The sequence below is a fragment of the Ensifer sp. MJa1 genome (genome assembly GCF_037026475.1).
Taxonomy (GTDB): Bacteria; Pseudomonadota; Alphaproteobacteria; order Rhizobiales; family Rhizobiaceae; genus Ensifer.
In genome coordinates, this window is sequence record NZ_JAKUMO010000014.1 from 48,341 (window position 1) to 60,225 (window position 11,885).

An 11,885-nucleotide genomic window follows, 5' to 3' on the forward strand; every position below is an offset into this window, starting at 1 on the left:
GCCAGAAAGCAGAGAGGTCAATTTTCTTGACCTCTCTGCTTTGGGTGTGTCACGCGGCGGCGAGCGCCGATTTGGCGGGCTTGCCGGCCACATAGGTTTCGACGATCGCGCGGTCGTCGCCCATGGTCTGCAACAGGAAGAGCTCGTCGGCAAGCGAGTTGACCACTTCGGCCCGCAGCGCCATGGCGGGCGTTGCCGCCATGTCGAGCACGATGAAATCGGCATCGGTACCGGCTTCGAGCGTGCCGATCCTGTCGACGAGCGACAGTGCTTCGGCGTTGCCGCGGGTCATCATGAAGAAGCTGTCGAACGGGTTCAGCCGCTCGCCCTGCAATTGCAGGATCTTGTAGGCCTCATCGAGCGTCTTCAGCATGGAGTAGCTGGTGCCGCCGCCGATATCGGAGGCGACCGAGGTGCGCACCGGCTTGTCGCGCCGGGTGAGCGCGCGTAGCGGGAAGAGGCCGGAGCCCAAAAAGAGATTGGAGGTCGGGCAGAAGACGGCGACCGAACCGGTCTCGCTCATCGCATCCGCCTCGCGCTCGGACAGATGGATGCAGTGGCCGAACAGGCTCTTGGGCCCGAGCAGGCCGTAGCGGGCGTAGACGTCGGTATAATCAATGGCTTCGGGATAGAGTTCGCAGGTGAAGGTGATCTCGTCGCGATTTTCCGAAAGATGCGTCTGGACGTGCAGGTCGGGGAATTCGCGCACGAGAGACTTGGCGACCTCCATCTGCTCCGGCGTCGAGGTGATGGCGAAGCGCGGGGTGATCGCCACGTGGTTGCGGCCCTTGCCGTGCCAGTCGCGGATGACTGCGCGCGTCTCGTCGTAGCCCATCTCAGGCGTATCGAGCAGGCCTTGCGGGGCGTTGCGGTCCATCATCACCTTGCCGGCGACCATGCGCATGTCGCGGCGCAGCGCCTCGGCGAAGAAGGCATCGGCAGACGCCTTGTGGACCGAGCAATAGGCGGTCGCCGTCGTCGTGCCGTGGCGGACCATCTCGTCGAAGAAGCGTGTGGCGATGCGCTCAGCATGGGCGCTTTCAACGAAACGGCATTCCTCCGGGAAGGTGTAGGTGTTTAGCCATTCCAAGAGGTTGGCGGCATAGGAGGCCATCACCTGCATCTGCGGGAAATGCAGGTGGGTGTCGATGAAGCCGGGCACGATCAGGTGCGGACGGTGGTCGGTTTCGGCCACGTCTTCGGGGGCGGCCGCCTTGACCGCAGCGTAAGCGCCGCTGGCAATGATCTGGCCACCCTTAACCAGAAGCGCGCCGTCGCTCTCGTAGCTGTAGGCGGCGCTGTCGTCGATCGACGTCGGCGCGCGGTGGAAGCTCAAGAGCCGGCCGCGGATGAGGGTGGTGGTCATTGTGTCTTGCCTTCCTCGACGGCGCTTTCGAACCAGGCTGTCAAAAGCTGGCGCTCGTTCGTCGTCATGTCCGTTACATTTCCGGGTGGCATCGCATGGCTGCGCCCGGCCTGGATATAGATTTCACGGGCATGGGCGGCAATCTCCGCGTCGCTTTCAAGCACGACGCCTTTTGGCGCCTGGGTAATGCCCTCATAGACCGGTTCGGCCGCATGGCACATCGAACAACGCGTTGACACCGTATCCTTGACGGCGGGAAAGTGGGCGTTCTGGGCGAAGCGCGCAAACACCGGTGCGACCTCTGCCTTCTTGTCTTCGCCGCCGGTCAGCACCTTTGGTACGGTCGACAGCCACATGATAAGGATGAAGAGAAGGGCGGTGACCAACCAGGTCCAGGTCGGCCTGCCCTTGCGGGCATGGGTGGTGTTGAACCAGTGGCGGATGGTAACGCCCATCAGGAAGACGAGGGCGGCGATGATCCAATTGAACGCCGTCGCAAATGCCAGCGGGTAGTGGTTCGACAGCATGAAGAAGATGACGGGTAGCGTCAGGTAGTTGTTGTGCAGCGAGCGCTGCTTGGCCTGCGCGCCGAGCTTCGGGTCGGGCGTGCGGCCGGCGATCAGGTCGGCAACGACGATCTTCTGGTTGGGGATGATGATGAAGAACACGTTGGCCGACATGATCGTCGCGGTAAAGGCGCCGAGATGCAGGAAGGCGGCGCGGCCGGTGAAGACCTGGGTGTAGCCCCAGGCCATGACAACCAGCGCCACATAGAGCAGCGCCATCAGTCCCCAGGTGTTCCTTCCGATCGGCGACTTGCAGAGCAGATCGTAAAACAGCCAGCCGATGCCGAGCGAGGCGAGCGAAATCAGGATCGCCGTGGTCGCGGAGATATCGAGCACGTGGCGGTCGATCAGGAAGAGGTCGGCGCCGCCGTAATAGACGATACAGAGCATGGCGAAGCCCGAGAGCCACGTCACGTAGGATTCCCATTTGAACCAGGTGAGGTGCTCGGGCATCGAGGCCGGCGCCACCAGATATTTCTGGATGTGATAGAAGCCGCCGCCATGCACCTGCCACTCCTCGCCATAGGCGCCGACCGGCAGGTGATCGCGCTTCACCAGACCGAGGTCGAGCGCGATGAAATAGAAAGATGAACCGATCCATGCGATGGCGGTAATCACGTGCAGCCAGCGCACGGCAAAGGCCAGCCATTCCCAGGCGATGGCGAACTCGTACATTCAGATCCCCTTTGTCCTAATCGCTTCACCTTGCGCAAAAACGATCGACGGGAAAAGGGGCGATCAGTTCCTCAAGCGCTATTTGCTTGCATGAATTCCGGCGGGCAGAGTTCGCCGAGGATCCAGTCACGGAAAATGCGGATCTTCGGGGTGTTGCGGCGGGCATGCGGATAGGCGAGCCAGTAGTCGCAACCGTCGCTGCAGCGCAGATCAAAGGGCTGGTAGAGCCGGCCGAGCGCCACGTCATCAGGATAGAATTCCGGCGTCAGGATCGCGACGCCCTGGCCGGCGACGGCGGCGCGCGCCTCGAAGGTCTGGGCGCCGAGCCGGCTGTGTGGCCGTCCCTCGAGATCGGGATCGTCGACGCCGGCGGCCTTGAACCACATCGGCCACCAGGGATCGCCGGCATCGATGATGCGAAGTTTCAAGAGATCGCGCGGTTCGTGCACGCCGCCAATGGTGGCGGCAAGCGCCGGGCTCAGCATCGGGCTGAACTCGACGCGCATCAGCGGATGGGTGTCGAGGCCGGGCCAGACGCCGCCGCCGGAACGGATCGCGAGATCGGCGGGCTCGCGGGTAAAATCGGTGAGTGCATCGCTCGTTGTCAGCCGCACGGCGATGTTTGGATGAGCGAGCTGGAAGCTGCCGATGTTGCGGGCGAGCCATTGCGAGGCGAAGGTCGGCGTCGAACTGATCAGGAGCGCGCTGTCGATATCGCCGCGGGCGTTGGAAACCGCCTCCTGCAGCATCTCGAAGGCTTCGGTCACGCGTGGCGCCATGCGCTGGCCGACATCGGTCAGCGAAATCTGGCGCGGGCGGCGCAGGAACAGCGGCTCGCCGACATTCTCCTCGATCAACTTGACCTGATAGCTGACGGCTGTCTGGGTCATGCCCAGCTCTTCGCCGGCCTTGGTGAAGCTGCCGAGCCTTGCGACCGCTTCGAAGACCCGCAGCGCATTCAACGGAAACTGCTTCGACATCTTCATGGATAAGTTCTCTTGATGCATGCAGACGGATGTTCGATTGGATTCCGATCCTCCTCCACGGCATCCTCCAAGTCAACTTCCCAAGACGAACAGGTGCTGAAATGACTTGCGACACTTACGAACATACTGAAAGAAAACCATTTCTTTCGCTAGAGCCGGTTTCGCGGCTTGTGGCCGCCCTGTTCGGCGGCCTCGTTGCCCCCAAGCCGATGCTCGATGTCAACGCGCTCTCCGACCACATGAAAAGAGACATGGGTTTCATGGATGTGCACAGCCCGCATGCCGGCGACGAGGAGGCCATGGCCAATGCGCGGCATCTGCTGAGCATCAACGAACTGCCGCGAATCTGAGGAAAATCCCGGTGGCCGTCAGGCGTTGCGAAGACGCTGGACGGCCATCAGCACACGCTCCGGTGTTGCCGGGGCATCGAGCCGCGGGCACTCGCGATAGTCAGCGACACTCGCCACCGCCATCGACAAAGCTTCCAGGACCGAAATCGGCAGCATGAAGGGCGGCTCTCCCACCGCCTTGGAGCGGCCGATGGTTTTCTCGACGTTGCTCGACCATTCCGCAAGCTTGACGTTGAAGATCTTCGGACGGTCGGAGGCAAGCGGGATCTTGTAGGTGGAAGGCGCATGGGTGCGAAGCCTTCCCTTGTCGTCCCACCAGAGTTCTTCCGTCGTCAGCCAGCCCATGCCCTGCACGAAGCCGCCCTCGATCTGGCCGATATCGATCGCCGGGTTGAGCGAACGGCCGACATCGTGCAGCACGTCGACGCGATCGACCATGTATTCGCCGGTCAAGGTGTCGATCGACACTTCCGAAATCGAGGCGCCATAGGCGTAGTAATAGAAGGGCGTGCCGCGGCCACTGGCGCGATCCCAGTGGATCTTCGGCGTCTTGTAGTAGCCGGCGGCCGAAAGCTGGATGCGGCCCATGTAGGCCTGCTTGATGAATTCGGGGAAGGGAATGAGCTCTTCGCCGATCTTCACATGGTTGGGCACGAAGCTGACATTGTCGGGCGTCGTCTGCCAGCGTTCGCAGGCAAAGGCGACCAGACGTTCCTTGATCTGTCGTGCGGCGTCGTGCGCAGCCATGCCGTTGAGGTCCGAGCCGGAGGACGCGGCGGTGGCAGAGGTGTTCGGCACCTTGCCCGTCGTCGTCGCCGTGATGCGCACCCGGTCGAGGTCGACCTGGAAACTGTCGGCGATCACCTGGGCCACCTTGATGTAGAGGCCCTGGCCCATCTCGGTGCCGCCATGGTTCAGGTGGATCGAGCCGTCCTGGTAGATGTGCACCAGAGCACCGGCCTGGTTGAAGGCGGTCAGCGTGAAGGAGATGCCGAATTTCACCGGCGTCATCGCAATGCCCTTGCGGATGACCCGGCTCGTTTTATTGAAATCGAGGATCGCCCGGCGACGTGCCTGGTAGTCGGCACCCTCTTCGAGTTCGGCAACAATCTGCGCGATGATGTTGTCGTCCACCTGCTGGTGGTAGGGGGTGATGTCGCGACCGGAGCCTTTCTCGCCATAAAAGTTCAGCTTGCGAATTTCGAGCGGATCCTTGCCGAGTTGGTAGGCGATTTCCTCGATGATGCGCTCGCCGCCGACCATGCCTTGAGGCCCGCCGAAGCCGCGATAGGCGGTGTTCGACACCGTGTTGGTCTTCAGCGGCTGCGAGGTGAGCTTCACATGCGGATAGAAATAGGAGCTGTCTGCGTGGAACAGCGCGCGGTCGGTGACCGGGCCGGAGAGATCCGACGAATAGCCGCAGCGTGCCGCGTAGTTCGCATGAACAGCATGGATGCGCCCCTCGTCGTCATAGCCGACGTCGTAGTCTACCAGAAAGTCGTGGCGCTTGCCGGTCGCCGTCATGTCCTCGTCTCGATCGGGACGGAATTTGACGGCGCGGTTGAGCCGCTTTGCCGCAACCGCGGCAAGGGCTGCGAACTGATTGCCCTGCGTTTCCTTGCCGCCGAAGCCGCCGCCCATGCGGCGAACGTTCACCGTCACCGCATTGGAGGGCACGCCGAGCACATGCGAAACCATGTGCTGGATCTCGCTCGGATGCTGGGTCGAGGACCAAACAGTGACCTCGTCATCCTCGCCGGGAATGGCTAGGGCGATATGGCCTTCGAGATAGAAATGCTCCTGGCCGCCGATGCGCATTTGCCCCTTGAGGCGCCGCGGCGCCTTTTCCAGTTCCGCTTCGGCGTCGCCCCGCTGCAGGGTCAATGGCTGGGTCACCAGTTCACCGCCATGGGCAACGGCGTCGAGAATGTCGGTGAAATGCGGCAGGTCGCGATAGGTGATCTTTGCCAGGCGTGCCGCCCGGCGGGCGATGTCGCGGGTTTCGGCAATCACGGCAAAGGCCGGCTGCCCATGAAACTGCACGAGGCCATCGGCTAGCACCGGCTCGTCGTGCAGGTGGCTGGGGCTGATGTCGTTTGAATGCGGCATGTCCTTGGCCGTCAGTACCAGCACGACACCGGGTACGGCGGCGACGGCCGACAGGTCCATGGCGGTGATTTCCGCATGCGCCCGGTCAGTCATGCCGAGCGCGCCGTGCAGGGTTCCCGTGGGTTCGGGCATGTCGTCGATATAGTCGGCGGTGCCGGAGACATGTTTGTGGGCGCTGTCATGGCGCTGCGAGACATGCATCTCGCCGCGGATCGCCTTGCGTTCCTCGAAAGTGGATTTGTCCATGGCTATCTCTCTCCCGCGGCGTAGCGCACCAACTGTGCGGGTTCTCCGCCGCTTTCCAGGAAGAAACGCATCAAGAGGTTTTTCGCTGCCAGCATGCGATAATCGCTGGTGGCGCGCCAGTCGGTGAGCGGCTGGTAGTCTGTCTCGAAGGCTGCTTGCGCCGCGCGAACCGTCTCCTCGTTCCACGGCTTGCCGATCAGCGATGCCTCGACGTTGGTGGCGCGCTTCGGCGTAGCGGCCATGCCGCCAAAGGCGATGCGAGCGGTCTGGACCACGCCATCTTCCACCGACAGCCGAAAGGCGCCGAGCAAAGCGGAAATGTCCTCGTCGCGGCGCTTGGAAATCTTGTAGGCGGCAAAAAGATCGTCGGCCGGCAGGCGCGGCACGATGATGCTTTCGACGAATTCGCCGGGCTTTCGGTCCTGCTTGCCGTAGGCGATGAAGAACGCTTCGAGCGGTAGCGTCCGGCGACCCTTGGTCGAGCGCAGGGTCACCGTCGCGCCAAGCACGATCAGGGGCGGCGGGCTGTCGCCGATCGGCGAGCCGTTGGCGATGTTGCCGCCGATCGTGCCCATGTTGCGTACCTGCTCGCCGCCGATGCGGTCGATCAGCGGGCCGAGGCCGGGGAAGGTCTTGCTGAGGGCGGCATGCGCCATGGTGTAGCTGACGCCGGCGCCGATGGTCAGGCCGTCCGCGCTCTCCTCGATCTGCTGCAGCTCCGAAATGCCGTTGATGAAGATGACCGGGTTGATCGGCCGCATCTGCTTGGTCACCCAGAGGCCGACATCGGTGCAGCCGGCAACGATCGTCGCGCCCGGATTGTCGGCAAGGGCCGTTGCCAGGCCGTCGCCGTCGGCCGGCACGATCAGACAGTTGTCGCCCTGCCAGATGGTGATGGTTTCCGTTGGCGCCAGAGCCTTCAGCCGGATGGTGATCGTTTCGCGTTCGCGGGTGATCGGGTCGAAGATCTCGGAAGGCCGCGCCTTGGCGGCCGCTTCGGCAGCGCGCACGATCGGCTCGTAGCCGGTGCAGCGACAGAGGTTGCCCTGTAGCGCCTTTTCGATCTCGGCGCGGCTGGGACCTTCGTTTGCAAGCCAGAGCCCATAGAGCGACATGACGATGCCCGGTGTGCAGAAACCGCATTGTGAGCCGTGGAAGTCGACCATTGCCTGCTGCACCGGATGCAGCGTCCCATCCTGCGCGGCAAGATGTTCGACCGTGACGACATGGGCTGCCTGCAGCGAGCCCAAGAAGCGGATACAGGCGTTGACGCTTTCATAGACGAGCGAACCGCCGGCAAGCCGACCGACGAGTACGGTGCAGGCGCCGCAGTCGCCTTCGGCACAGCCTTCCTTTGTGCCGGTCAGCCGGCGCTCGAGCCGCAAGTAGTCGAGCAGGGTCGTGGTCGGCGCGATGTCCGAAAGCGCGACCTCACGGTCGTTGAGGATGAAGCTGATCGATCCGGTCGGCTGGGGCATGCCATTCATTCCCTGCTGCTGCATACGTCCTGAAATCACTTTGATCTTAGGTGGTTATGCAGAAAAGCAAAGGGCCGAACGGACTTTTGCACGCCATGCGGGCAGCGCGTGGAACATCATGCCCGCGCTGCCGTCCGTTGACGCATGTCGGCCGTTATTGCGCCGTCCAGCCGCCGTCCATCGACACATGGGTGCCGGTGATCTGGGCCGCGTCGTCGCCGGCGAGATAGACGGCGAGGGCTGCGACCTGTTCGACGGTAATGAATTTCTTGGTCGGCTGGCCCTTCAGCATCACGTCGTTGATCACTTGCTGTTCGGTGATGCCGCGGGTGCGGGCCTGGTCGGGGATCTGCTTTTCGACGAGCGGCGTCAGCACATAGCCCGGGCAGATCGAGTTGGCGGTGATGCCGCTCTCGGCAACCTCAAGCGCGACGGTCTTCGTCAGCCCGAGCACGCCGTGCTTGGCCGCCACATAGGCTGCCTTGAAGGGCGAGGCGACGAGGCCGTGGGCCGAAGCGATATTGATGATGCGGCCCCAGCCTTTCGCCTTCATGCTCGGAATGGCGGCGCGAATGGTGTGAAAGGAGGAGGAGAGGTTGATCGCGATGATGCGGTCCCATTGTTCAATGGGAAAATCCTCGACCTTTTCGACATACTGGATGCCGGCATTGTTGACGAGGATATCGACGCTGCCGAAACGCTCCGTCGCCGTGGCGATCAGATCGGCGATCTCGGCCGGTTTCGTCATGTCGGCGCCGTGATAAAGCACGGTTCCGCTTGTCAGCGCGCTGACTTCGTCCGTCGCTTTTCTGATCTCGTCGGGGCTGCCGAAGCCGTTCAGCACGATGTTGGCGCCGCCCTTGGCGAGGGCCTTGGCGATCGCAAGCCCGATGCCGCTCGTCGAACCGGTGATGACCGCTGTTTTCGTCATTGCTGCTCTCTCCCTTTGCGGCGCCGCGCACTGCCATTGTTGCGGCGCAACAGCGCCAGCCTACGCGTAAAACGCCGGCGCTGACAATTGTGTTTTTGCGTTCGAGACCGCACAGTTGCCGTGGGGAATGGCCGAGCCGGCCGGTTGCGTTTTGTTTTCGTTTGACATTCGTTTTGCCATCGTATTGAAGTTTTCGAAATGAAGTCCCGCCCTCGAGGTCGGGTGAATAAACATGCGTGTGGCCGGGGAGGGGCATATGGGCGGATATATTCTCGCGATCGATCAGGGTACGACCTCGAGCCGGGCGATCGTCTTCGACGGCCAGCAGAAGGTCGTCGGTGTCGGCCAAAAGGAATTCAGGCAGTTTTTCCCGAAATCCGGCTGGGTCGAGCACGACCCGGAGGAGATCTGGCAGACGGTCATTTTGACCATTGAGCAGGCGATCGCCAAGGCCGGCATCAAGGCCGGCGACATCTCCGGCATCGGCATCACCAACCAGCGGGAAACCGTCGTCGTCTGGGATCGCGAGACCGGCAACCCGATCCACAATGCGATCGTCTGGCAGGACCGCCGCACCGCTTCCTATTGCGATCGGCTGAAGAAGCAGGGGCTGGAAAAGACCTTCACCAAGAAGACCGGCCTGCTGCTCGATCCCTATTTCTCCGGCACCAAGCTCAACTGGCTGTTGACCAACGTCGACCGGGCCCAGGCGCGTGCCTCCAAGGGTGAGCTGTGCTTCGGCACGATCGACACCTTCCTCATCTGGCGACTGACCGGAGGCAGGTCCTTCGTGACGGACGCCACCAACGCCTCGCGCACGCTGCTCTACAACATTGCCGACAACGCCTGGGATGACGAGCTTCTGAAGATCCTCAAGGTGCCGCGCGCCATGCTGCCGGAGGTCAAGGACTGCGCCGCCGATTTCGGCGTCACCGATCCGGCACTTTTCGGCGCGGCGATCCCGATCCTCGGCGTTGCCGGCGACCAGCAGGCAGCGACCATCGGCCAGGCCTGCTTCAAGCCGGGCATGCTGAAATCCACCTATGGCACCGGCTGCTTCGCGCTGCTCAACACCGGCAAGGACATGGTGCGCTCGAAGAACCGGCTGCTCACCACCATTGCCTACCGGCTCGACGGCGAAACCACCTATGCGCTCGAAGGCTCGATCTTTGTTGCCGGTGCAGCAGTGCAATGGCTGCGCGACGGGCTGAAGGTTATCAAGGCGGCACCCGATACCGGAACGCTTGCCGAAAGCGCCGATCCGACGCAGGAAGTCTATCTGGTGCCGGCCTTTACCGGCCTCGGTGCGCCGCATTGGGATCCGGACGCGCGAGGCGCCATCTTTGGCATGACCCGCAACACCGGACCGGCGGAATTTGCCCGTGCCGCGCTTGAGGCGGTCTGCTACCAGACGTGCGATCTGCTCGAGGCAATGCACAAGGACTGGCGCAACCACGGCAAGGAAACCGTGCTGCGCGTCGATGGCGGCATGGTCGCTTCCGACTGGACGATGCAGCGGCTGTCCGACCTGCTCGACGCGCCGGTTGATCGGCCCGTCATCCTCGAGACCACCGCGCTCGGTGTCGCCTGGCTTGCCGGCAGCCGCGCCGGCGTCTGGCCGAAGCAGGAAGACTTCGCGAGTTCCTGGGCGCGCGACCGCCGCTTCGAACCGGCCATGGACGAAAAGACGCGCAAGGCGAAGCTGAAAGGCTGGCGCAACGCCGTCAAGCGCACCTTGAGCTAGGGTGAACGAGGGAAGGCGGCACCGTCTTCCTTTTTCCATAAGCTCTCTCTCTCTCTCTCTCTCTCTCTCTCTCTCAGCCTTGCCCATTGGGGCAGGGCCTGGTGCAGCCGTGCGCCCATGAGCTCAATCCACTGTCATGCGAATTACATAGCCGTTGGGCTATGAACGCTTGCGTGTGGGTTACGCCACTTGATCTTGCGGATTGCCGTATATCGGTGCGGTTTCCTGTTTCTAGCGTCCCCTAATTAGAACCTTTCGGCAAATCGGTGAGAGTGACTTGACGAACATATAGCTGATTGGCTATATAAAAATCCATAGCCAACGGGGTATGGATCCCAGATGTCTGACGCTCAGGACATTCTCTTCAAGACACTTGCCGATCCGACGCGGCGGGCCCTTTTCGAGCGCCTGTGCCGCGAAGGGGAAAGAACGGTCGGGGCGCTCACCGAGCGTGCCGGCGTTTCGCAGCCGGTCGTCTCGAAGCATCTGGGCGTGCTGAAGCAGGCCGGGCTGGTGCGTGACCGCCACGAGGGTCGCAACACCTATTACAGCGCCCAGCTCGGCGCGCTTGCGCCGTTGGTCGATTGGACAAGCCAGATGGCAGGCTTCTGGCAGAACCGTTTTGACGATCTCGAAGATCTTTTAAAAAGGATGGACCAATGAATGACATGCGCTCCGTTGTGGTCGAACGCGAGATGCCGCATCCGCCGGAAAAGATCTGGCGGGCGCTTACCCAGCCGCACCTCGTGGAGGAATGGCTGATGAAGAACGATATCAAGCCCGTTGTTGGCCACCGGTTCAACCTGCGCGGAGAGTGGGGCGGCGTGCTCGACTGCGAGGTGCTCACCATCGAACCGGAGAAGGAGCTTGCCTATACCTGGAACTTCTCCCACGAGGATGCCGCCTTTGATCTCAAAAGCGTGGTGACGTTCACGCTCACACCAACGCGCACCGGCACCTTGCTGCGCATGGAGCAGGCGGGCTTCCGCCAGGAGCAGAAGCAGGCCTATGGCGGCGCCAAGGCGGGCTGGCAGCAGTTCTTTGCAAATCTCGAGCAGGTGCTGGCGCGGGTGGAGTGAGCCCGCAGCCACCATCGATCTAAAATTGCGTTAAAGGGAGGTCTCAATGAACATCTGGATTCGCCAGGCCCACCGCTGGCTTTCGATCATCTTTACAGTCGCGGTCATTGCCAACTTCGTCGCCATGGGGCTTGGTCAGCCGCCCGCCTGGGTCACCTATTCACCGCTGCCCCCGCTCTTCCTGCTCTTGTTTTCCGGCCTCTACATGTTCGCTCTGCCTTATGCTGCCCGGTGGCGCAGCGGCCGGGCCGCCGCGCGATGACACGAGCGCCCGTGCCCGAAGATGGGCGCGCAAAAGGCGGCGCCCGAGCTCCGGCAGGACAACCCCGCTAGACCCGCTGGGGAAACACAGCGT

The 11,885-nt window shown here is 62.5% G+C and carries 11 protein-coding genes; 5 read left to right on the forward strand and 6 right to left on the reverse strand.

Translation table 11 applies throughout. The features are described 5' to 3' along the window. Window positions 1-49: 49 nt before the first annotated feature. From guaD to MKZ91_RS18965, 3 genes are all read right to left on the reverse strand, one after another. Window positions 50-1,366 carry a guanine deaminase gene (guaD, locus tag MKZ91_RS18955; RefSeq protein WP_336172613.1) on the reverse strand — a complete coding sequence of 439 codons (1,317 nt, stop codon included), beginning with the start codon at window positions 1,364-1,366 and terminating at the stop codon, window positions 50-52. Next, on the reverse strand, window positions 1,363-2,607 hold the full coding sequence (puuD, locus tag MKZ91_RS18960; protein ID WP_336172614.1) for a urate hydroxylase PuuD: 1,245 nt from the start codon (window positions 2,605-2,607) through the stop codon (window positions 1,363-1,365). The genes guaD and puuD overlap by 4 nt, the downstream gene beginning before the upstream one ends. Window positions 2,608-2,678: 71 nt before the next feature. Beyond that, window positions 2,679-3,593: a LysR substrate-binding domain-containing protein gene (locus MKZ91_RS18965; RefSeq protein WP_336172615.1), complete on the reverse strand. Its 915-nt coding sequence runs from the start codon at window positions 3,591-3,593 to the stop codon at window positions 2,679-2,681. A gap of 29 nt (window positions 3,594-3,622) precedes the next feature. Between MKZ91_RS18965 and MKZ91_RS18970 the strand changes: the two genes are divergently transcribed. Further along, complete coding sequence (locus tag MKZ91_RS18970; RefSeq protein ID WP_336172616.1) at window positions 3,623-3,943, forward strand: hypothetical protein; 321 nt, start codon at window positions 3,623-3,625, stop codon at window positions 3,941-3,943. An 18-nt stretch (window positions 3,944-3,961) separates the two neighbouring features. On the opposite strand, the gene xdhB is transcribed toward MKZ91_RS18970, so the two are convergent. From xdhB to MKZ91_RS18985, 3 genes are all read right to left on the reverse strand, one after another. Continuing rightward, on the reverse strand, window positions 3,962-6,298 hold the full coding sequence (gene xdhB, locus MKZ91_RS18975; RefSeq protein ID WP_336172617.1) for a xanthine dehydrogenase molybdopterin binding subunit: 2,337 nt from the start codon (window positions 6,296-6,298) through the stop codon (window positions 3,962-3,964). A 2-nt stretch (window positions 6,299-6,300) separates the two neighbouring features. After that, complete coding sequence (gene xdhA, locus MKZ91_RS18980) at window positions 6,301-7,776, reverse strand: xanthine dehydrogenase small subunit (RefSeq protein WP_336172618.1); 1,476 nt, start codon at window positions 7,774-7,776, stop codon at window positions 6,301-6,303. Between the two features lie 154 nt (window positions 7,777-7,930). After that, window positions 7,931-8,707: a 3-hydroxybutyrate dehydrogenase gene (locus tag MKZ91_RS18985; protein ID WP_336172619.1), complete on the reverse strand. Its 777-nt coding sequence runs from the start codon at window positions 8,705-8,707 to the stop codon at window positions 7,931-7,933. 256 nt (window positions 8,708-8,963) lie between these two features. Here MKZ91_RS18985 and glpK point away from each other — a divergent pair, with 256 nt between their 5' ends. The 4 genes from glpK to MKZ91_RS19005 all read left to right on the forward strand — a co-directional run bounded on the left by glpK (window position 8,964) and on the right by MKZ91_RS19005 (window position 11,792). Continuing rightward, complete coding sequence (gene glpK / locus MKZ91_RS18990) at window positions 8,964-10,451, forward strand: glycerol kinase GlpK (protein ID WP_336172620.1); 1,488 nt, start codon at window positions 8,964-8,966, stop codon at window positions 10,449-10,451. A gap of 339 nt (window positions 10,452-10,790) precedes the next feature. Beyond that, on the forward strand, window positions 10,791-11,114 hold the full coding sequence (locus MKZ91_RS18995; protein ID WP_336172621.1) for an ArsR/SmtB family transcription factor: 324 nt from the start codon (window positions 10,791-10,793) through the stop codon (window positions 11,112-11,114). Next, the gene (locus MKZ91_RS19000; protein ID WP_336172622.1) at window positions 11,111-11,530 is read left to right on the forward strand and encodes an SRPBCC family protein; all 420 of its coding nucleotides are present in this window, start codon (window positions 11,111-11,113) and stop codon (window positions 11,528-11,530) included. Before MKZ91_RS18995 ends, MKZ91_RS19000 begins: the two co-directional genes overlap by 4 nt. A gap of 46 nt (window positions 11,531-11,576) precedes the next feature. Next, entirely contained in the window at window positions 11,577-11,792 is a 216-nt protein-coding gene (locus tag MKZ91_RS19005; RefSeq protein ID WP_336172623.1) for a hypothetical protein, read from the forward strand. Window positions 11,793-11,885: the final 93 nt, after the last annotated feature.